19 protein-coding genes are annotated in these 19,184 nt (G+C 70.9%); 16 read left to right on the top strand and 3 right to left on the bottom strand.

Annotated features, from left to right (window positions below; genetic code table 11):
* Positions 1–73 precede the first annotated feature (73 nt).
* Entirely contained in the window at positions 74–772 is a 699-nt protein-coding gene (locus ACQEWB_RS44680; protein WP_432841752.1) for a TetR/AcrR family transcriptional regulator, read from the top strand.
* Between the two features lie 28 nt (positions 773–800).
* Here ACQEWB_RS44680 and ACQEWB_RS44675 read toward each other — a convergent pair whose 3' ends face one another.
* On the bottom strand, positions 801–2,180 hold the full coding sequence (locus ACQEWB_RS44675) for a glycoside hydrolase family 43 protein (protein ID WP_432841750.1): 1,380 nt from the start codon (positions 2,178–2,180) through the stop codon (positions 801–803).
* Between the two features lie 240 nt (positions 2,181–2,420).
* Here ACQEWB_RS44675 and ACQEWB_RS44670 point away from each other — a divergent pair, with 240 nt between their 5' ends.
* The 5 genes from ACQEWB_RS44670 (at position 2,421) to ACQEWB_RS44650 (ending at position 6,489) form a co-directional block, all read left to right on the top strand.
* Positions 2,421–3,845, top strand: a complete 1,425-nt coding sequence (locus ACQEWB_RS44670) for an amidase (protein WP_432841748.1) — start codon at positions 2,421–2,423, stop codon at positions 3,843–3,845.
* 26 nt (positions 3,846–3,871) lie between these two features.
* Entirely contained in the window at positions 3,872–4,090 is a 219-nt protein-coding gene (locus tag ACQEWB_RS44665; protein ID WP_432841746.1) for a hypothetical protein, read from the top strand.
* A gap of 53 nt (positions 4,091–4,143) precedes the next feature.
* Complete coding sequence (locus ACQEWB_RS44660) at positions 4,144–5,634, top strand: SPFH domain-containing protein (protein ID WP_432841744.1); 1,491 nt, start codon at positions 4,144–4,146, stop codon at positions 5,632–5,634.
* Between the two features lie 177 nt (positions 5,635–5,811).
* Positions 5,812–6,021: an antitoxin gene (locus tag ACQEWB_RS44655; RefSeq protein WP_432841742.1), complete on the top strand. Its 210-nt coding sequence runs from the start codon at positions 5,812–5,814 to the stop codon at positions 6,019–6,021.
* A gap of 21 nt (positions 6,022–6,042) precedes the next feature.
* Positions 6,043–6,489, top strand: a complete 447-nt coding sequence (locus ACQEWB_RS44650) for a type II toxin-antitoxin system PemK/MazF family toxin (protein ID WP_432841740.1) — start codon at positions 6,043–6,045, stop codon at positions 6,487–6,489.
* A gap of 97 nt (positions 6,490–6,586) precedes the next feature.
* Here the strand turns inward: ACQEWB_RS44650 and ACQEWB_RS44645 are convergent, their stop codons facing one another.
* Positions 6,587–7,393, bottom strand: a complete 807-nt coding sequence (locus tag ACQEWB_RS44645; protein ID WP_432841738.1) for a TIGR02452 family protein — start codon at positions 7,391–7,393, stop codon at positions 6,587–6,589.
* Between the two features lie 290 nt (positions 7,394–7,683).
* On the opposite strand from ACQEWB_RS44645, the gene egtA reads away from it, so the two are divergent.
* The 8 genes from egtA to ACQEWB_RS44605 all read left to right on the top strand — a co-directional run bounded on the left by egtA (position 7,684) and on the right by ACQEWB_RS44605 (position 15,783).
* Positions 7,684–8,994: an ergothioneine biosynthesis glutamate--cysteine ligase EgtA gene (egtA, locus tag ACQEWB_RS44640; RefSeq protein ID WP_432841736.1), complete on the top strand. Its 1,311-nt coding sequence runs from the start codon at positions 7,684–7,686 to the stop codon at positions 8,992–8,994.
* On the top strand, positions 8,991–10,310 hold the full coding sequence (egtB, locus tag ACQEWB_RS44635) for an ergothioneine biosynthesis protein EgtB (RefSeq protein ID WP_432841734.1): 1,320 nt from the start codon (positions 8,991–8,993) through the stop codon (positions 10,308–10,310). The genes egtA and egtB overlap by 4 nt, the downstream gene beginning before the upstream one ends.
* Positions 10,310–11,101, top strand: coding sequence for an ergothioneine biosynthesis protein EgtC (gene egtC / locus ACQEWB_RS44630; protein ID WP_432841732.1), 792 nt, complete (start codon positions 10,310–10,312; stop codon positions 11,099–11,101). Before egtB ends, egtC begins: the two co-directional genes overlap by 1 nt.
* A complete protein-coding gene (gene egtD / locus ACQEWB_RS44625; RefSeq protein WP_432841730.1) occupies positions 11,098–12,060 on the top strand; it encodes an L-histidine N(alpha)-methyltransferase in 963 nt (320 codons plus the stop codon). The genes egtC and egtD overlap by 4 nt, the downstream gene beginning before the upstream one ends.
* Before the next feature lie 286 nt (positions 12,061–12,346).
* Positions 12,347–13,351 carry a sugar ABC transporter substrate-binding protein gene (locus tag ACQEWB_RS44620; RefSeq protein WP_432841728.1) on the top strand — a complete coding sequence of 335 codons (1,005 nt, stop codon included), beginning with the start codon at positions 12,347–12,349 and terminating at the stop codon, positions 13,349–13,351.
* The gene (locus ACQEWB_RS44615) at positions 13,351–14,427 is read left to right on the top strand and encodes an ABC transporter permease (RefSeq protein WP_432841726.1); all 1,077 of its coding nucleotides are present in this window, start codon (positions 13,351–13,353) and stop codon (positions 14,425–14,427) included. Before ACQEWB_RS44620 ends, ACQEWB_RS44615 begins: the two co-directional genes overlap by 1 nt.
* A 5-nt stretch (positions 14,428–14,432) precedes the next feature.
* Positions 14,433–15,278, top strand: coding sequence for an ATP-binding cassette domain-containing protein (locus ACQEWB_RS44610; RefSeq protein WP_432841724.1), 846 nt, complete (start codon positions 14,433–14,435; stop codon positions 15,276–15,278).
* A gap of 28 nt (positions 15,279–15,306) precedes the next feature.
* Positions 15,307–15,783 carry an iron chaperone gene (locus tag ACQEWB_RS44605; RefSeq protein WP_432841722.1) on the top strand — a complete coding sequence of 159 codons (477 nt, stop codon included), beginning with the start codon at positions 15,307–15,309 and terminating at the stop codon, positions 15,781–15,783.
* Positions 15,784–15,787: 4 nt separating this feature from the next.
* On the opposite strand, the gene ACQEWB_RS44600 is transcribed toward ACQEWB_RS44605, so the two are convergent.
* Entirely contained in the window at positions 15,788–16,789 is a 1,002-nt protein-coding gene (locus ACQEWB_RS44600; protein WP_432841720.1) for a LacI family DNA-binding transcriptional regulator, read from the bottom strand.
* A gap of 109 nt (positions 16,790–16,898) precedes the next feature.
* Here ACQEWB_RS44600 and ACQEWB_RS44595 point away from each other — a divergent pair, with 109 nt between their 5' ends.
* Both ACQEWB_RS44595 and ACQEWB_RS44590 read left to right on the top strand, forming a co-directional pair.
* Complete coding sequence (locus ACQEWB_RS44595) at positions 16,899–18,053, top strand: Gfo/Idh/MocA family protein (protein ID WP_432844341.1); 1,155 nt, start codon at positions 16,899–16,901, stop codon at positions 18,051–18,053.
* Positions 18,050–19,048, top strand: coding sequence for a Gfo/Idh/MocA family oxidoreductase (locus tag ACQEWB_RS44590; RefSeq protein ID WP_432841718.1), 999 nt, complete (start codon positions 18,050–18,052; stop codon positions 19,046–19,048). The genes ACQEWB_RS44595 and ACQEWB_RS44590 overlap by 4 nt, the downstream gene beginning before the upstream one ends.
* Positions 19,049–19,184: the final 136 nt, after the last annotated feature.

The raw sequence follows: 19,184 nt of genomic DNA, 5'->3' as shown, positions 1-19,184 counted from the left end.
GGATCATCGGCAGGCGGCGAGCGTCGGGACAGGCCGACGGCCGGACAGGGCCGAGCACAGGGAGGGACAGCGCGTGGGGGATGCAGGGACCGTCCGAGAGCGGCGTCGAGGCGGGGCGCTCACCCGCGAGGAGATCGTCGAGGCCGCGGTGGAGATCAGTACCGCCGAGGGCCCGAGCGGCGTGACCTTCCGGGCGCTGGGCAGTCGGCTCGGCGTGGCGGCGACCGCCCTGTACCGGCACTTCCGGGACAAGGACGAGCTGATGCTCGCCCTGGCCGACCGGATCTTCGTGGAGATCGCCGGCCGCTTCACGCCGGGCGGCGACTGGGCCGAGGACCTGCGCCAACTGGCGGGTCTGGGCCGGGAGGTGGGCCGCCGGCACGCCGTCACCCTCGCCTGGCTCGGCTACCGCAACACCGGGGGCCCCGGGGACCAGGCGGTCTCGCTCGCCACGCTGCGGCTGTTCCTGGATGCGGGGCTGACGCAGGAACAGGCGCTCTTCCACTACCAGTTGTTCACGGACACGCTGATGGGCCTGCTCACCGTGGACGCGATGCGGGAGTCCCTCGACGCCGACACCCGCCGCAAGGACGACACGGCCCTCGCCGCGCTCTACGCGAACGTCGCCCGCGAGGAACCCCGCCTGTCCCACGTGCCGGCGCTCGCCGTCGCCACCGACGACGACGCCCTGTTCGCCGCCGCGGTGGACCTCCACATCCACGCGATCCGCGCGACGGCGTCGGGCAGGCCGGTCCTGCCTCCACCGGCCTGATCGACCATCGAGGTCACTCTTGCCGGGTTCAGCTCCAGGCGGTGACCGGCACGAACGATCCGTCGGTCCGGAACAGATCCGTCCCGTCGGTCGCGTTGACGACCAACTGGTAGTTGTAGTGGCGCAGGTAGTAGCCGGGATAGTTGTACGACTCCCAGCGGATCGAGCCCGAGGACGAGCCGGTGCGCGCGATGAACGTGGCGTCCTTGGCGAAGGTCGACGTGCCGTCGTTCGCGTCGAAGCGGGCGCGGAAGTTGTAGTGGCGCAGGTAGTTGCCGGACGCGTCGCGGAAGGAGAAGCCGTTCGAGTCGGCCAGGCCCGCCACCACCGTGAAGGTGGACGCCGACTTCTCGGCGCTGGTGCTGGAGCTCGTCACCACGGGGAGGTTGAGGAGCGAGGACTGCTCCTGCCAGTAGCGGGTGGTGTAGTTGGCCGACTGGAAGGAACGCGTGACGTTCTTCGAGAGGCTCGGGCCGCCCGTCACCGTCTCCTTGATGACCGTGAAGTGGCGGGCCGTGCCCGAGATCGAGGGCAGGGCCTTCGCGGTGGACCAGGTGGCGAAGGTGTCGTAGCTGTCGCTGTAGTAGTAGTTCCCGTCGCCGTAGCCGTCGAAGAAGATCCGCCAGCCGCCGTTGTCGAGCTGGATGACGGACGGGCCCTCGCGGTAGCTGCCCCAGCCGGCCCAGTCGCCGGTCTTCGAGATCGTGTACGGTCCGGCGAGGCTCGACGCGGTGCCGTACTCGATGTACTTGGCCGTCTCGTTCTTCGTGAACGCGTGGTACGTCGAGCCGACCTTCACGATGTACGTGTCGATGTGGTTGGAGCCGATACCGGACAGGGCGACCGGTGAAGTCCACGCCGTGAGCGCGGAGTTGGTCGCCGTCAGCAGATACGGGGTGAAGATCCACTCGTCGCTGGTGACCGAGCAGGACACGATGACGTTGACGCTGCCGTCGCTGTCGACGAACCACTCCGGCGCCCACGCACGGGACAGGTCGGTGATCGGCACCGTGTAGTCGTACAGGAAGCTCCAGTTGACCCGGTCCGAGCTGCGCGCGAAGCCGATGGTGGTGCTGACGTCCTGCCAGGTGTGCGTGGTGTAGGTGAGGTAGTAGTAGCCGTCGGTGTGCTTGAAGACGCTCGCGTCGCGGATGCGATTGCTCGGCGGGGTGTACGCGGAGGACTGCACGAGGCGGAAGTCGGTGGCGTCGTCCGACTGGTAGACGTTCACCGTGCCGTCGTCGCTGTTGAGGAACGGCACGATCGTGTACCGGGTGGCGGAGCCGCTCGCCGGTGCGGCGGCGAAGGCGCTGCCGGGCAGTTCGCCCAGCAGCACGGCCGAGGCGGGCAGCACGGCCATCGCTCGCAGCAGGGCACGACGGGACAGGCTGGGGGGACGTGTGGTCACGGCGGCTCTCCCTGGTACGAAAACATCGCTCCAATGTCCGACATGCCGAACAAGGTTCGGAAAGTCGATCAGAAGGTAAGGGTGAGGTTTCCAGCACGTCAATGGTTCGCGCATGACTCGGTGAGCTCTGTGTGAGCACTGTGGCGCACACGCCCAACTGCCGGTCCGGGCAAGGCGTTCCGGCGAAGCGCTTTCGGACGTTACCGTTCGGTAGACAGTGTCGTCCCGGAGGTGTGCCGCATGACGCCCGACCGTTCCGCAGGCTTGCTGGAGACCGCGCGTGCGCTGGCCGACGGCGCCGTCACCTCCCGGGCGCTCGTCGAGCGGACCCTCGCACGGATCGAGGCGACGCAGCCCACCCTCAACGCCTTCCGGCTCGTCCGGACCGAGGCCGCGCTCGCCGAAGCCGAGGCCGCTGACAAGGAGTTGGCCGCGGGGGTGCGCAAACCGCTGCTGGGTGTGCCGGTCGCCGTCAAGGACGACATGGACGTCGCCGGCGAGCCGACCGCCTTCGGCTGCGAAGGGGAGTTCCCGTCCGTCGCCGAGGACGGGGAGGCGGTACGGCGGCTGCGCGCGGTCGGGGCCGTGATCGTCGGGAAGACCAACACCTGCGAGTTCGGACAGTGGCCGTTCACCGAGGGGCCGGCGTTCGGCGCGACCCGTAACCCCTGGAATCCCGAGCACACTCCCGGCGGTTCGTCGGGAGGTTCGGCGGCTGCCGTCGCCGCCGGACTCGTGCCCGCCGCACTGGGCTCGGACGGCGCCGGATCCGTGCGCATCCCCGCTTCCTGGACCCACCTCGTCGGCATCAAGCCGCAGCGCGGCCGCATCTCGACCTGGCCGCGCGGCGAGTCCTTCCAGGGCATCACCGTCAACGGCACCCTCGCCCGCACGGTCGCGGACGCCGCCCTCCTGCTCGACGCGGCGAGCGGCAACCACGAGCGGGACCCGCACCGCCCGCCCGCGATCAACGCCTCCGAGGCCGCCGGCCGCGACCCCGGGCGACTGCGCATCGCGCTCTCCCTCAAGCCCCCGTTCACCGCCCTGCCCGCCCGCCTCCGACCGGAGGTGCGCCGCCAGGTCCTCCAACTCGCCGAAAAGATAAGCGGGTTGGGACACACCGTCGTGGAGGCCGACCCGCCCTACGGCCAGATCGGCCTCACCTTCATCCCCCGCGCCACCGTCGGCCTCGCCGAACGTGTCGGCGAGGCCCCCTTCCCCCTGCTCCTCGACCGGCGCACCCGCGACGCCGCCCGCCTTGGCCGGCTGCTCGGCGGGGCACCGCTGCGGGCGGCACGGCGGGCGGAGGCGGTGCTGCACCGTCGTATCGGCGGATTCTTCGAGTCGTACGACGTGATCCTCGCGCCCACAACGGCCGCTCCCCCACCCCGTGTCGGGGCGATGCTGCCGCTGAGCGGCTTCGCCACCGACCGCGCGATGATCGCCGCCTGCCCTTACGCCTGGCCGTGGAACGTGCTGGGCTGGCCCGGTGTCAATGTGCCCGCGGGGTTCGTCGAGGGCGGGCTGCCCGTGGGCGCGCAGCTCCTCGGACCCGCCGGGAGCGAGGAGCTGCTGATCTCGCTCGCCGCCCAGTTGGAGGCGGAGCTGCGCTGGGACGAGGCGTGGCCGCCGGGACGGGCCGTCACGGATGCCCAGGCGGCATAGGCGAGTTGGGCCCTTACCCTGTGACCATGGACGATGCGTCGATGGTCGGGCTCATGGGACGGGTCACCGGGACGGTCGGGCCCGGACTCGTCGGCGAGGTGATCGTCCGGGTGCGCGGCGGCGCCGAGCACTTCCTCGCGTACCGGGCCGGCGGGACGGACCGGATCGAGCGGGGCACGGTGGTGATGGTCGTGGAGTACCAGGCGCCGAGGACGGTCTACGTGACGGAGGCGTACGACAGTTGAGCGGACCGGGTGCCACCGAATTCAACAAGGATCAGAAGGATTAAAGGGGGCGTATGCCGATGATCGTCGGCGTCGTTGCGGGGGTGGCCGTCCTGGCCGTCGCCGTTCTGATCGGTCTGTTCAAGCTGATGTGGCGGGTCGCGGAACCCAACGAGGCACTGGTCATCTCCGGCTCCAAGCACAAGACGGAGGGCCTCGGGGAGGGAATGGGATTCCGCATCGTCACCGGGCGCGGCACGCTGGTGCTGCCCGGCGTGCAGGCGGTGCGCAAGCTGTCGCTCGACCTGAACGAGACCGAACTGCATGTGGACTGCGCGACGCACCAGGGCATTCCGCTCAAGGTGCGGGGCGTGGTCATCTTCAAGGTGGGCGACGACTACGTGTCGATCGCGAACGCGGCCCGCCGCTTCCTGGACCAGCAGAAGCTCATGTCCGAGCGGGTGCACAACGTGTTCGCCGGTCATCTGCGGTCCATCGTGGGCGGGTTGACGGTCGAGGACATGATCCGCGACCGGGAGAAACTCACCGGGCAGACCCGGGCCGCCTGCGGCACGGAGATGGAGAAGCTGGGTCTGATCGTCGACTCGCTGCAGATCCACGAGATCGAGGACCCGACCGGGTACATCCAGAACCTGGCCGCCCCGCACGCGGCGGCCGTCCAGCGGGACGCGCGCATCGCGCAGGCGGAGGCGAACCGGCTGGCCACCGAGGCCGAGCAGCAGTCGTTCGCGCGGATGGCCGAGGCCACCCGGGACAGCGAGATCCTCCAGGCCGGCTACCAGGCCGAGCGGGACAAGGCGGCGGCCAAGGCCCAGCAGGCCGGTCCGCTCGCGGCGGCCGCGTCCCGCCAGGAGGTCGTCGTCCAGGAGACCCGGGTCGCCGAACTCGAGGCGCACCGGCGGGAACAGCAGCTCCAGGCGGACGTCCGCAAGCCGGCCGACGCCCAGGCCTACGAGAAGCGGACGCTCGCCGAGGCCGAGCGGGACGCGCGTATCTCGGCGGCCGAGGCCAAGGCGAAGGAGACGGAGCTCGCGGCGGCGGCCGAGGCGACCCGGGTCAAGACGGCCGCGAGTGCCGAGGCCGAGGCGACCAAGGCCCGAGGTGCGGCGACGGCGGCCTCGACGCGGGCCACCGGTGAGGCCGAGGCGGCGGCAGCGCAGGCCAGGGGGCTCGCGGACGCGGAGGCGACCAAGGCCAAGGGTCTGGCCGAGGCGGAGGCCATCAAGGCGCGGGCGGCGGCCCTGGCCGAGAACCAGGAGGCCGTGGTCGCCCAGCAACTCGCCGAGAACTGGCCGGAGATCGTGAAGGCGGGCGCGTCCGCCTTCGGCAGCGTCGACAACATGGTGGTCCTCAACGGCGCCGACGGCATGGCGGACCTGCTCGCCAAGGCGCTCACCATGGGCGGCACGGGCCTCGGCCTCGCCCGCCAGCTGCTCTCCTCGATGAACCAGAACGGGCAGACGCCGAGCGGGATTTCACCGGCCCTGAACGGGGTCGCTCCACCGCCGCCCTCGCAGAAGGTGCCGGTGGAGAAGGAGGGATAGCCGTACGGCGTGCCGGGGGTCCTCGATGTGCGAGGGCCCCCGGCCTCTTCGTAACCCCGCGTTCGTGCCCCCGCGTTCGTGCCCCCGTGCTTCGAGCGCCCTCTTGTCCCGCCGCTTCCCGCGCGGGGAGCATCGCCGTGTGCACGGTCACGGTCGCAACCGGAGGAGGACACCCCGATGTTCGAGTCCCTGAAGAACCTCAAGGACAAGGCGGAGGACGTCGCCGAGGCCCATGGCGAGGCCATCGGCCAAGGACTGGAGAAGGCGGGCGACCTGATCGACGACAGGACCGAGGGCAAGTACGGCGACCAGATCGACACCGGCGTGGAGAAGGCCAAGGACCTGGTCGAGCGCCTGGGCGAACAGGGCAAGGACCCCGCCAACTGACCCGTCCTCTAAGGTGCGTGCGTGACTGCGTTTACCGATGAGAACGTCCCGGGCCGCTTCGGGCCCACCGCCACCACCGAGGCCGACCCGCGCGAGGTCGGCAAGGTGCACACCGAGTACGCGCCCGCCCACGACGGCGACCCGGACCCCGGCGAGATCGTGTGGACCTGGGTCCCCTTCGAGGAGAACGACGGCCGCGGCAAGGACCGCCCGGTGCTGGTCGTCGCCCGTGAGGCGGCCGGCACGCTGCTCGCCGTACAACTGTCCAGCAAGCGGCACGACGGCGACCGCGAGTGGGTGGCGATCGGCAGCGGGCCGTGGGACAAGTCGGGGCGCGACTCGTGGGTCGACGTGGACCGGGTACTGCGGCTGCACGAGTCCGGGATGCGCCGGGAGGCGTGCGCGCTGGACCGGGGCCGCTTCAATCTGGTCCGGAACCGCCTGCACGAACGCTACGGCTGGAGCTGAATCACGTGCGGGACGGGAACCCGGCCCGCCCCTCCGCCCTCTTCCTGGGTGAGTCCCCCGCAGCCATCCCCCGTCTGCGGGGGACTCGCCTTGCGGCCTAGGGGAACGCCCGTACGAACGCCGCGCGGGTCGTGTTGCCCGTCGTGCGGTCCAGGATGCCGAAGGTCACGTGCTCGAAACTGCGGGCGAAGCGGCCGCCCGGGGCGAGTAGCGCACGGAAGGCGTCCGCCACCTGCGCCGGGTCGTTCTGGAAGACTCCGCAGCCCCAGGCGCCCAGCACCAGGCGCCGGTAGCCGCCGGCCGCGGCGGTCTCCAGGACCCGCTCGGCGCGGGTGGCCAGGGCTCCCGGGATGTCCGCGACGCGGTCGGGTGTCGTACGGCGTATGACACCCGCGTTCGGTGCGGCGGCCGTGAGGAAGCCCGCCGTGTACGGCTCGTCCAGGAGTCGGCCGCGATCGTCGCGGAAGACCGGTACCGCCGGGCAGTGGACGACGCGGTCCGTGTAGAACGCGTCGCGGTGCGAGCGGTGGTGGTCGTAGAACTCCGGGGCCCTGAGCAGGCAGGTGTACAGCGCGGAGGCGCGGCAGAGGGCTTCTTCCTGGGCCTGGGCGCCGTTCAGGAAGCCGCCGCCCGGGTTGCGGGCCGACGCGAAGTTCAGGACGGCGACAGTGCCGCCGAGCCGGCGGGCGGCCTCCAGGCTGCTCTCGCCCGTGACCTCGAAGAACGTGTCGGCGGGCGGTGTCTCCGGGACGGGCACGGGCTCCGGGCCGTACATGTGCGTACCGGCCCGGGCCGCCTCCACCGCCGTGTCGACGGACACCTCGCGGCCGTCGGACGTGCGGTACGAACCTGCCGCGACGATCTGTTCCGTCTCGCGTGCGATGCCGCGCAGGCGCGCGCTCATGGCGCAACCCCCGTATGCGCCACGTGCGCACGCCGTGCGCGCTCCCCCGTCGTGCTCATGCACGCATCGTGGGCGATGCTGGACATGCGGTGCAACAGAGTTTTCCGCGCCCACGAACACCCGGGAAAGCCGCAGGAAACCTCGGGTGCGAGGAGATTACCGGGTCGGAACGTGCCGGTACGCACCCTTGTGCGAAGCGGCACGAGGGTTTTGGGTGGGACGAGTGCCGCCGTCCGGGCGCCTGACGGGCCGGGTCGGCGGCCTGGTGGAACCTCAGAAGGGATCCCGACGTGTCCGATTCAGCCACCGACTGCAGCGACTGTACGGAGCCTCGCACCGCCCTGACCGAAGCCGAGGTGGAGGCCCTGGTCAGGGGTATCTGCTTCAAGACCGGACCGCCTCGCGGCATCGGGGTCGAGGTGGAATGGCTCGTCCACGAGCTGCGCATACCGCAGCTCCCCGTGACACCCGAACGACTCGAAGCGGCCTACGCCGCACTGCGGACCGTGCCCCTGAGGTCGGCGCTCACCATTGAGCCCGGCGGCCAGCTGGAGCTGAGCTCGCCGCCCGCCACCTCCCTGATGGAGTGCATCGGTACCGTCTCCGCCGACCTCGACGCCGTCCGTACGGCGCTCGCCGGGCACGACCTCGGCCTCGTCGGCATCGGCCACGACCCCTGGCACGCACCCCGCCGGTTCCTGCACGAACCGCGCTACGACGCCATGGAGACCTGCCTCGACCGGACCGGCCCGGCCGGTCGCCGCATGATGTGCACCTCGGCCTCCGTCCAGGTGTGCCTGGACGCCGGTTACGAGGAGCCGGGGCCGCTCGGGCACGGGCGGCGATGGTGGCTGGCGCACCAGCTGGGCGCGGTCCTGGTGGCCGCGTTCGCCAACTCCCCGCTGGCCGCCCGGCAGCCCACGGGCTGGCGCTCCACCCGGCAGCTGACCTGGATGGAGATCGGGACCGGCCGGGCGGGCGGCCCCGCGCTCGACGGCGACCCGCGCACGGCCTGGGCCCGGCACGTCCTGGACGCCCCGGTGATGTGCGTACGGCAGGACGGCGGGCCCTGGGACGTACCCGAGGGGCTGACCTTCCGGGAGTGGACCAGGTCGGGGGCGCCGAGACCGCCGACCCGTGAGGACCTCGACTACCACATCTCGACACTGTTCCCGCCGGTCAGACCGCGCGGGTTCCTCGAACTGCGCATGATCGACGCCCAGCCCGGCGACGACGGGTGGATCGTGCCGCTCGCCGTGACGGCGGCGCTGTTCGAGGACGCGGAGGCCGCGGAGACCGCCTACCGGACCGTGAAGCCGCTGGCCGAGCGGGCTGTCGGGCTGCCGGCCCCGCACAATCCGCTGTGGACCGACGCGGCCCGGTACGGGCTCGCCGACCCCGAGCTGCGGGAGGCGGCCGTCGCCTGTTTCGTGGCGGCGCTGGAGGCCCTGCCGCGGCTGGGCGCCACCGCCGCGGTCACGGACGCCGTGACCGCGTACCTGGACCGCTATGTCATTCAGGGCCGTACCCCCGCCGACGACCTGCTGGACCGCCTGCGCGGCACGGACGACCGCGCTCATGGGAAGGACCTCCGCACATGACCGACCCCGCCATCGACGCCGAAGCGCTCCGGGAGCGGGCCCTGACCACCCTCGCCACCGCCCGCGCCCGCACCACGCTGCTGACCAGCTGCGTCGAGGACCCCGACCTCACCGCCCAGCACTCGCCGCTGATGTCCCCGCTGGTCTGGGACCTGGCGCACATCGGCAACCAGGAAGAGTTGTGGCTGCTGCGGGCGGTCGCCGGCCGGGACGCGATGCGCCCCGAGATCGACGGCCTGTACGACGCCTTCGAGCACCCGCGCTCCGAACGGCCCTCGCTGCCGCTGCTGCCGCCCGCCGAGGCCCGCGCCTATGCGGCCGAGGTGCGCGGGCGGGTGACGGACCTGCTGGAGAGCGCCGACTTCCACGGGACGCGGCTGACGGAGGCGGGCTTCGCCTTCGGGATGATCGCGCAGCACGAACAGCAGCACGACGAGACGATGCTGATCACCCATCAGCTCCGCAAGGGCCCGCAGGCCCTGACCGCCCCGGACCCGGAGCCGGTACCGCTGTTCACCGGTCCGGCCGAAGTCCTCGTCCCCGGCGGCCCGTTCACCATGGGCACCTCCACCGAGCCGTGGGCGCTGGACAACGAACGCCCGGCGCACCGGCGCGAGGTGGCGCCCTTCCACATCGACACCACACCGGTCACGAACGGTGCGTACCAGGCGTTCATCGACGACGGCGGCTACGACAACGAGCGCTGGTGGACGGCCGAAGGATGGGCACACATCCGCCAACACTCCATCCACGCACCGCTGTTCTGGCACCGGGACGGCAGGCAGTGGCTGCGGCGCCGCTTCGGCGTCACCGAGGTGGTACCGGCCGACGAGCCCGTGCTGCACGTGTGCTGGTACGAGGCCGACGCCTACGCCCGCTGGGCCGGGCGGCGGCTGCCCACCGAGGTCGAGTGGGAGAAGGCCGCCCGGCACGACCCGACGACCGGCCGCTCGACGCGCTACCCGTGGGGCGACGCCGACCCGGCGCCCGAGCACGCCAACCTCGGCCAGCGGCACCTGCGCCCGGCCCCGGCCGGCAGCTACCCGGCCGGTGAATCACCCCTCGGCGTAAGGCAGTTGATCGGCGACGTGTGGGAGTGGACGTCGAGCGACCTCACGCCCTACCCCGGCTTCCAGGCCTTCCCCTACAAGGAGTACTCGGAGGTGTTCTTCGGGCCGGAGTACAAGGTGCTGCGCGGCGGTTCGTTCGCCGTGGACCCGGTGGCCTGCCGGGGGACGTTCCGCAACTGGGACTACCCGATCCGACGGCAGATCTTCTCCGGGTTCCGCACCGCCCGGTCCTCGGGAGACGTCTGATGTGCCGTCACCTGGCGTACCTGGGCCCCGAGGAGCCGCTCGGCAGCCTCCTCGTGGAGCCCGTGCACAGTCTGTACCGCCAGTCGTGGGAGCCCCGGCGGCAGCGGTACGGGACGGTCAACGCCGATGGTTTCGGGGTGGGTTGGTACGCCGAGGAGGATCCGGTACCGGCCCGGTACCGCAGGGCCGGGCCGATCTGGGCCGACCTCTCCTTCGCCGATCTGGCGCGGGTGGTGCGCACCGGCGCGCTGCTGGCCGCCGTACGCGATGCGACCCTGTCGGGTGCCGACGCGGAGGCCGCGGCGGCGCCGTTCGCGAGCGGGCCCTGGCTGTTCAGCCACAACGGGGCGGTCAAGGGGTGGCCGCGTTCGCTGGCGCCGCTCGTGCCGAGCCTGCCCGCGGTGGACGTGCTGTCGCTGGAGGCCCGGAACGACTCCGCGTTCGTGTGGGCGCTGGTCCTGGCGCGGCTGCGGGCCGGTGACGACGAGGGGCAGGCGCTGGCCGACACGGTGCTGGAGGTCGCCGAGGCGACCCCCGGCTCCCGGCTGAACCTGCTCCTCACCAACGGCGAGAGCATCACGGCGACCACCTGGGGCGACACCCTCTGGTACCTCAACCAACCCGGCCGCAGCACCGTCGTGGCCTCCGAGCCCTACGACGACGACCCGCACTGGCAGGAGGTCCCCGACCGCACTCTCCTCGCGGCGAGCCGCACCGACGTACTGCTCACGCCCCTCAAGGAGCCGGGCGACGACTTGACCACCGCACTGCCGAAGGAGCCCCGTACGTGAGCCCGTTCCTTCTCACCCGCACCCTGCCCGAGGACGCCACGGAGGCGGCGCTGCGCGCCGACGTCCAGAACGGCCTCACGGGCACCCCCAAGACGCTGCCGCCGAAGTGGTTCTACGACGCCCACGGCAGCGAACTGTTCGAGCAGATCACCGAGTTGCCCGAGTACTACCCCACCCGCGCGGAGCGGGAGATCCTCGTCGCCCGCTCCGGCGAGATCGCCGCGGCGACGCACGCCCGCACCCTGGTCGAGCTCGGCTCCGGTTCCTCGGAGAAGACGCGACATCTGCTCGACGCGCTGACCGGGCTGCACACGTACGTCCCGGTCGACGTCAGCGAGAGCGCGCTCACGCAGGCCGGCCAGGCGCTGGTCGCGGAGCGTCCCGGTCTCCAAGTGCACGCCCTGATCGCCGACTTCACGGCGAGCCTGACACTGCCGGACACGCCGGGCCCCCGGCTGCTCGCCTTCCTCGGCGGCACGATCGGCAACCTGCTGCCGGCCGAACGGGCCGCCTTCTTCGCCGCCATCCGCTCGCTTCTCTCCCCCGGCGACGCGCTGCTGCTCGGCACCGACCTGGTGAAGGACGAGAAGGTGCTGGTCGAGGCGTACGACGACGCGGCCGGGGTGACGGCGGCGTTCAACAAGAACGTCCTCACCGTCGTCAACCGCGAGCTGCACGCCGACTTCGATCCCGAGGCCTTCGACCACGTCGCCCTGTGGGACACCGGGAACGAGTGGATCGAGATGCGGCTGCGCTCCCGTGCCACGCAGACGGTGAAGATCCCGGCGCTCGACCTCGCCGTCGACTTCGCCGAGGGCGAGGAGCTGCGCACCGAGATCTCCGCGAAGTTCCGCAAGGAGGGCGTGCGGGCCGAGCTGGCCGCGGCCGGACTGGAGCTCGCGCACTGGTGGACGGACCAGGACGGTCGCTTCGCGCTGTCCCTCAGCGTGGTGCGCTGACCGGTGCGCTGACCTTTCCACACGGCGGGGCGGGTGTCCGTACGGGCACCCGCCCCGCCGCCGTGTCCGCGGGCGCCCGCCTCACCCCACCCGCACTTTGTCGATACGTCCTGACAAGGTTATTGACATCACCCTGGAGCGGCTCCATAGTACGAGCCACTAGAGCGCGCTAATAAAGCGCGCTAGTCGCCAGCCGGATGGATTCCCGACCGGGATCGCCCCGCAGCCGTTTTCCCACATCACCCGGCATCAGCCGCCCTGACCAGCACAGTGAGGTGCAAGGGACATGCACAGAAATCACCGAGCCGCCGCATTGGCCGCCGTCGTCGTCGCCGGAACCCTGCTCGCCGCGGGATGTTCCAGCAGCTCCGGCGGGAAGAAGTCCGAGGAGGGCGGAGCCGCCGCCTCCGCGGGCAAGGCCACGACCCCCCGGATGACGGTTGCCATGGTCACCCACGCCTCCCCCGGCGACACCTTCTGGGACCTGATCCGCAAGGGCGCCCAGGCCGCGGCCGCCAAGGACAACATCAAGCTCGTCTACTCCAGCGACCCGAGCGCCGGCAACCAGGCCAGCCTGGTCCAGAACGCGATCGACCAGAAGGTCGACGGGATCGCCCTGACCGCCGCCAAGCCGGACGCCATGAAGGACGTGGTCGCGAAGGCCAAGGCCGCCGGCATACCGGTCGTCGGCTTCAACTCCGGCCTGGACAACTGGAAGGAGCTCGGCATGCTCGAGTACTTCGGGCAGGACGAGAACATCGCGGGGCAGGCCTTCGGCAAGCGTCTCAACCAGCTCGGCGCCAAGCACGCCCTCTGCGTCATCCAGGAGCAGGGCCAGGTGGCACTGGAGTCCCGGTGCGCCGGTCTCAAAAAGGGCTTCAGCGGCAAGACGGACAACCTCTACGTCAACGGCACCGACATGCCCTCGGTGAAGTCGACGATCACCGCCAAGCTCAAGCAGGACTCATCCATCGACCAGGTCGTCACCCTCGGCGCCCCGATCGCGCTGACCGCCATCCAGTCGGTCTCGGACGCGGGCAGCAAGGCGAAGGTCGCGACGTTCGACCTCAACAAGGACCTGGTCAAGGCCGTGCAGAGCGGCACGATCGAGTTCGCCGTCGACCAGCAGCCGTACCTCCAGGGCTACTTGGCTGTCGACTCCCTGTGGCTCTACAAGAACAACGGCAACTTCAGCGGCGGCGGCACCGCGCCCGTCCTCACGGGACCGGCCTTCATCACCAAGGAGAACGCCGACACGGTGGCCGCGTTCGCCGCGAAGGGCACCCGGTGATGAGTGCGACCCAGCATGCCGAGCCGGCGGTGACCTCACCGCCGGCCCCCGGCCCGAAGGAGACCGACGGGCGGACTGCTGAACGGCCCCTGGCCCTTCGGCTGTTGGCTCGCCCCGAGGTGGGTGTCTTCCTCGGTGCCGCCGCGGTGTACGTGTTCTTCCTGATCGCCGCCCCGCCGGTGCGGGACGGCAGCTCGATGGCCACCGTGCTCTACCAGTCCTCGACCATCGGCATCATGGCCCTCCCGGTCGCGCTGTTGATGATCGGCGGCGAGTTCGACCTCTCCTCCGGCGTCGCGGTGATCACCTCGGCGCTGACCGCGAGCATGCTCGCCTACCAGTTGACCGTGAACGTGTGGGTCGGCGTGTTCGCCGCCCTCCTGGTCTCGCTGGCCGTCGGTTTCTTCAACGGCTGGATGGTCGTCAAGACCGGCCTGCCCAGCTTCCTGGTCACCCTGGGCACCTTCCTGATCCTCCAGGGCGCCAACCTCGCGGTGACCAAGCTGGTCACCACCAACGTCGCCACCGACGACATCAGCAACATGGACGGCTTCGACCAGGCCCGGAAGGTCTTCGCGTCCTCGTTCGACATCGGTGGCGTCCAGGTGAAGATCACGGTCTTCTACTGGCTGGCCTTCGCGGCCATCGCCACCTGGGTGCTGCTGCGCACGAAGTACGGCAACTGGATCTTCGCGGTCGGCGGCAACAAGGAGTCCGCGCGGGCCGTCGGCGTACCCGTCACCTTCACGAAGATCTCGCTGTTCATGCTGGTCGGGGTCGGTGCCTGGTTCGTGGGCATGCATCAGCTGTTCACGTTCAACACCGTTCAGTCCGGCGAGGGCGTCGGCCAGGAGCTGATCTACATCGCGGCGGCGGTGATCGGCGGCTGTCTGCTGACCGGCGGAGCCGGCAGCGCCATCGGCCCGGTCTTCGGTGCGTTCATGTTCGGCATGGTCAATCAGGGCATCGTGTTCGCCGGCTGGAACCCGGACTGGTTCAAGGCCTTCCTGGGCGTCATGCTGCTCGGCGCCGTCCTGATCAATCTGTGGGTCCGCCAGTCGGCGACCAGGAGGTGATACATATGACGACCACTCAAGAAACCGCGGCTGTCGTCGAGTTGAAGACTGCTGGCAAGGCGTACGGGAACATCCGCGCCCTGCACGGCGTGAACCTCCAGGTCCACCCCAGCCAGGTCACCTGCGTGCTGGGCGACAACGGCGCCGGCAAGTCCACGCTCATCAAAATCATCTCCGGGCTGCACCAGCACACCGAAGGCGAGTTCCTCGTCGACGGCCAGCCGGTACGCTTCTCCACCCCGCGCGAGGCCCTCGACAAGGGCATCGCCACCGTCTACCAGGACCTCGCGGTCGTCCCCCTGATGCCGGTGTGGCGCAACTTCTTCCTCGGCTCCGAGATGACCAAGGGCCCCTGGCCCCTGCGCCGCCTCGACATCGAGAAGATGAAGAAGACCGCCGACCACGAACTGCGCGAGATGGGCATCGTCCTCGACGACCTGGAACAGCCCATCGGCACACTGTCCGGCGGCCAGCGCCAGTGCGTGGCCATCGCCCGCGCCGTCTACTTCGGCGCCCGGGTCCTCATCCTGGACGAGCCCACCGCCGCCCTCGGCGTCAAGCAGTCCGGGGTCGTGCTCAAGTACATCGCCGCCGCCCGCGACCGCGGCCTCGGCGTCATCTTCATCACCCACAACCCGCACCACGCCTACATGGTCGGCGACCACTTCAGCGTCCTGCGCCTGGGCACCCTGGAACTGTCCGCCTCCCGCAGCGAGGTCAGCCTCGACGAGCTGACCAACCACATGGCCGGCGGCGCCGAACTCGCCGCCCTCAAACACGAGTTGGCCCAAGTCCGCGGCGTCGACACCGAGGAACTCCCCGAAGAGGAGGAACTCGTGGCGCACGAGTAGCGGTCAGTTTTCGAGAAGCCTTCTCACCATGAAGCGCACGCAGACGCCCGCCAGGAGCACCTCCGCGACCGAGAAGTCGTACGACGGATTCACGGACGAGGAACGCGGCGCGATGAAGGAACGCGCGCAGGAGCTGAAGGCGGCCGCGCGGCGCGGGTCGCGGGCGGGCAAGGCGGATCCCGAGGTCGAGGTGCTCGCGAAGATCGTCGAGATGACGGACGCGGACCGGGTGCTCGCCGAGCGGATCCACGCGATCGTCAAGGAGAGCGCGCCGGAACTGTCGCCGAAGCTCTGGTACGGGATGCCCGCCTACGCCAGGAACGGCAAGGTCGTCTGCTTCTTCCAGGCCGCGCAGAAGTTCAAGGCGCGGTACGCCACGCTGGGGTTCAACGACGAGGCGCGGCTCGACGAGGGTTCCATGTGGCCGACCGCCTTCGCGGTACGGGAGTTGACCGCCGAAGACGAGGCGCTGATCGCGGCGCTCGTGAAGAAGGCGGTGGGCTGAAGCGTCAGCCGGGTGGCCGTGCCGTGCTGCCCCGTACCTCGAGGGACGGGGTTGCCAGGTCGACGCGGGCCGGGCGGCCCGGTTCCGCGATGCGGTCGAGCAGGTACTGGGCGGCGCGGCGGCCCACGTCGTGGCCGGCGTTGTCGACGGTCGTGAGCCAGAGGTGCCGTAGCTGGGCGAGGTACGTGTTGTCGTAGCCGACCAGGGAGAGGTCCCTGGGCACGACGAGGCCGGTCTCCTCGGCGGCCGACAGGGCGCCGACGCAGGTCACGTCGTTCACCGCGAAGACGGCGGACGGGCGCTGCGGGCGGCTCAGGAGCCGGACGGTGGCCCGGTAGCCGCCCTCCTCCGTGAAGTCGCCCTGTTCCACGACGGCCGTGTCGGCCAGCCCGTGTTCGCGCATCGTCGTCTCGAAGCTGCGGCGGCGCAGTTCGCCGATGGCGCCCTGGCCCGCGATGTGGGCGATGTGCCGGTGGCCGAGGCCGATGAGGTGCTCGGTGGCCAGTCGGGCGCCGAGCTCGTCGTCGTTGGCGACGATGTCCACGGCGGGCAGGTCGGGTTCCCGGGTGCCGGCGACGACGGTGGGGACCCGGTCGGCCGCGGTGCGCAGCACGCCAGGGTCCTGGAGGGTGCCGACCGCGACCAGGCCGTCGACGCGCAGCTCGGTGAAGGTGTGGGTGAGGTCCTCGCCGAGGCGTCGGTTGAGGTGACCGTCGGCCAGCAGTACGTGCAGACCGCTGTCGTAGAGCCGGGCGTGGAGTCCGTCGAGGAGGTCCACGAACCAGGGGTTGCGCATGTCGTTGAGGAGCACGCCCACGGTGCGCGTGCGGCGCTCGCTGAGGCTGCGGGCGGCGGCGTTGGGCCGGTAGCCGAGCTCCTCGACCGCGGTGAGCACGGCCTGCCGCTTCTCGGGCCGGACCTGCTCCGAGCCGCGCAGCACCAGCGAGACCAGCGACTTCGAGACGCCGGCGCGTTCGGCGACGTCGCGGATCGTGGGCGGTTTCATCCTTGGACCGTTCCATATGCCTGACGCCTTTGTAAAGACCTTGACACGTCGCGTAACACGCCCTCATCGTGTGCTTGCAGGTTGTGGACCGGTCCAAAGAAGGGCAGTCATCGTGAGTACGCTCGGCGTCGCCGTCGTGGGATTCGGCTGGATGGGACGGGTGCACACCCAGGCGTACGCCCGTGTCCTGCACCATTTCCCGCAGCTGTCCGTCCGCCCGGAGCTGGTCTCCGTGGCCGACGAGGTGCCCGGCCGTCCCGAGGAGGCCGTCGCGCAGTACGGCTTCGCCTCCGGGGTCCGGGACTGGCGGGAGGTGGCCGCCGACCCACGGGTGCGGGCGGTCAGCATCACCGCGCCGAACTTCCTGCACCGGGAGATCGGCGTCGCGATGGCCGAGGCGGGCAAGCACATCTGGATCGAGAAGCCGGTCGGCCTGAGCGCGGAGGACGCGCGCGCGGTCGCCGACGCGGTCGCCAAGTCCGGCGTCCAGGGCACGGTCGGCTTCAACTACCGCAACGCGCCCGCGGTTTCGTACGCCCGCGAACTGATCTCCTCCGGCGAGATCGGCGCCGTCACGCACGTCCGCGTCCGCCTCTTCAGCGACTACGCGGCGCACCCAGAGGGTGCACTGACCTGGCGTTACGAGCGTGAGCGCGGCGGCAGCGGAGTGCTGGGCGACCTGGCCTCGCACGGCGTGGACCTGGCCCGTTTCCTGCTCGGGGACATCACCTCCCTCGCCGCCGACACGGCCGTGTTCATCCCGGAGCGCGCCCGGCCCACCGGCGCCACCGCGGGCCACACCCGGGCCACGGGCGGCGAGTTGGGCCCGGTCGAGAACGAGGACTACGTCAACTGCCTGCTGCGCTTCGCCTCCGGCGCCCGCGGTGTCCTGGAGGCCTGCCGGGTCTCGGTCGGCGAGCAGAACAACTACGGCTTCGAGGTGCACGGCACCAAGGGCGCGGTCTTCTGGGACTACCGCCGGATGGGCGAGATCGCCGTCAGCCGCGGCACCGCCTACCAGGACCAGCCCGTCAGCACGGTCTTCGTCGGCCCCGGCCAGGGCGAGTACGCGGCCTTCCAACCCGGTGCCGCCAACCCCATGGGCTACGACGACCTCAAGGTGGTCGAGGCCCACAACTTCCTGCGCTCCATCGCGGAGAACACCCCGCACGGCGCGACCCTCGCCGACGCCGTGCACAGCGCCGCCGCCCTGGACGCCATGACCCGGTCCGCCGAGCAGGGCAGCTGGGTGAGCCTCGCGTGAGCGCGGTACGCGTCGGAGTCGTCGGCGCCGGCAACATGGGCGCCGACCATGTGAACACGCTGCACCGCTGGGTGTCCGGCGCCGAGGTCACCTACGTCGCCGACATCGACAAGGCGCGGGCCGCCGAGGTGGCCGCCGCCGTGCCGGGCGCCCTGGCCACCGACGACGCCCTCGCGCTGATCGCGGCCCCGGAGGTCGACGCCGTCGTCATCGCCTCCCACGACAGCACGCACGCCGACCTCGCCGTCGCCGCCGTGTCGGCCGGAAAACCGGTCATGTGCGAGAAGCCGCTGGCGCCGACCACGGCCGAGTGCGTGCAGGTGCTGGAGGAGGAGCGGAGGTCGGGTGCCCGGATCATCTCGCTCGGCTTCATGCGTCGATTCGATCCGGGATACGGCGAGTTGAGGGCGGCGCTCGCCTCCGGGGCGGTCGGTGCGCCGCTGTTGACGCACTGCGTCAACCGGGGTGTGTCGTCGGCGCCGGGCTGCACGGACGAGTTCAGCGTCACCGGGTCGTCCATCCATGACTTCGACACCGTGCCGTGGCTGCTCGACTCCCGCATCACCGAGGTGAGTTGGCATGCGGCCCGCCCCACCTCGGCGGTGACCGGGCTGCGGGATCCGCAGGTTCTGCTGCTGCGCACGGCGGACGGGGCACTGACGACGGTGGAGTCGTTCCTCAACGCCGGTTACGGCTACGAGGTGCGCTGCGAGGTCGTCGGCGAGCGCGGCACGCTGGCGCTGGCCGATCCGGCCAGGCTGGTAACCGACGCGGCCCGCGCCCGCTCCACCGGCTACCCGGCCGACTGGCGCCCGCGCTTCGCCGACGCCTACCGGCTGGAACTCCAGGCGTGGGTCGACGCCGTGGCCCAGGGCCGGCCTTCGACGCTGGCCACGGCGTACGACGGGCTGGTGGCGAGTGCGGTGGCGGAGGCCGTCATCGTGTCCATGCGGGACGGTGGCCGCACGGTCGCCGTCCAGGTTCCGGAGGTGTGAGTGATGACGTTCCGGAAGTGTGAGTGACGACGTTCCGGAGGTGTGAGTGACGACGCCTGCTCTCCCTAACCCGTCCCGGAGGCCGCACTGACAACGCCCCGCTTCCCCACCGGCCTGCCCGCTCCGCGCACCCCGG

Origin of the sequence: Streptomyces sp. CA-249302 (genome assembly GCF_050936785.1) — a bacterium.
Classification (GTDB): domain Bacteria; phylum Actinomycetota; class Actinomycetes; order Streptomycetales; family Streptomycetaceae; genus Streptomyces.
The sequence above is the reverse complement of the archived record's forward strand: the minus strand, read 5'-3'. Positions and strand labels throughout refer to the sequence as shown.

Excerpts from the sequence above, each read along its gene's own strand:
- ACQEWB_RS44670 (WP_432841748.1), top strand. The coding sequence starts at position 2,421 with ATGACGCCCGACCGTTCCGCAGGCTTGCTGGAGACCGCGCGTGCGCTG.
- ACQEWB_RS44665 (WP_432841746.1), top strand. The coding sequence starts at position 3,872 with ATGGACGATGCGTCGATGGTCGGGCTCATGGGACGGGTCACCGGGACG.
- ACQEWB_RS44660 (WP_432841744.1), top strand. The coding sequence starts at position 4,144 with ATGCCGATGATCGTCGGCGTCGTTGCGGGGGTGGCCGTCCTGGCCGTC.
- ACQEWB_RS44655 (WP_432841742.1), top strand. The coding sequence starts at position 5,812 with ATGTTCGAGTCCCTGAAGAACCTCAAGGACAAGGCGGAGGACGTCGCC.
- ACQEWB_RS44645 (WP_432841738.1), bottom strand. The coding sequence starts at position 7,393 with ATGAGCGCGCGCCTGCGCGGCATCGCACGCGAGACGGAACAGATCGTC.
- egtB (WP_432841734.1), top strand. The coding sequence starts at position 8,991 with ATGACCGACCCCGCCATCGACGCCGAAGCGCTCCGGGAGCGGGCCCTG.
- egtC (WP_432841732.1), top strand. The coding sequence starts at position 10,310 with ATGTGCCGTCACCTGGCGTACCTGGGCCCCGAGGAGCCGCTCGGCAGC.
- ACQEWB_RS44620 (WP_432841728.1), top strand. The coding sequence starts at position 12,347 with ATGCACAGAAATCACCGAGCCGCCGCATTGGCCGCCGTCGTCGTCGCC.
- ACQEWB_RS44615 (WP_432841726.1), top strand. The coding sequence starts at position 13,351 with ATGAGTGCGACCCAGCATGCCGAGCCGGCGGTGACCTCACCGCCGGCC.
- ACQEWB_RS44610 (WP_432841724.1), top strand. The coding sequence starts at position 14,433 with ATGACGACCACTCAAGAAACCGCGGCTGTCGTCGAGTTGAAGACTGCT.
- ACQEWB_RS44605 (WP_432841722.1), top strand. The coding sequence starts at position 15,307 with ATGAAGCGCACGCAGACGCCCGCCAGGAGCACCTCCGCGACCGAGAAG.
- ACQEWB_RS44600 (WP_432841720.1), bottom strand. The coding sequence starts at position 16,789 with ATGAAACCGCCCACGATCCGCGACGTCGCCGAACGCGCCGGCGTCTCG.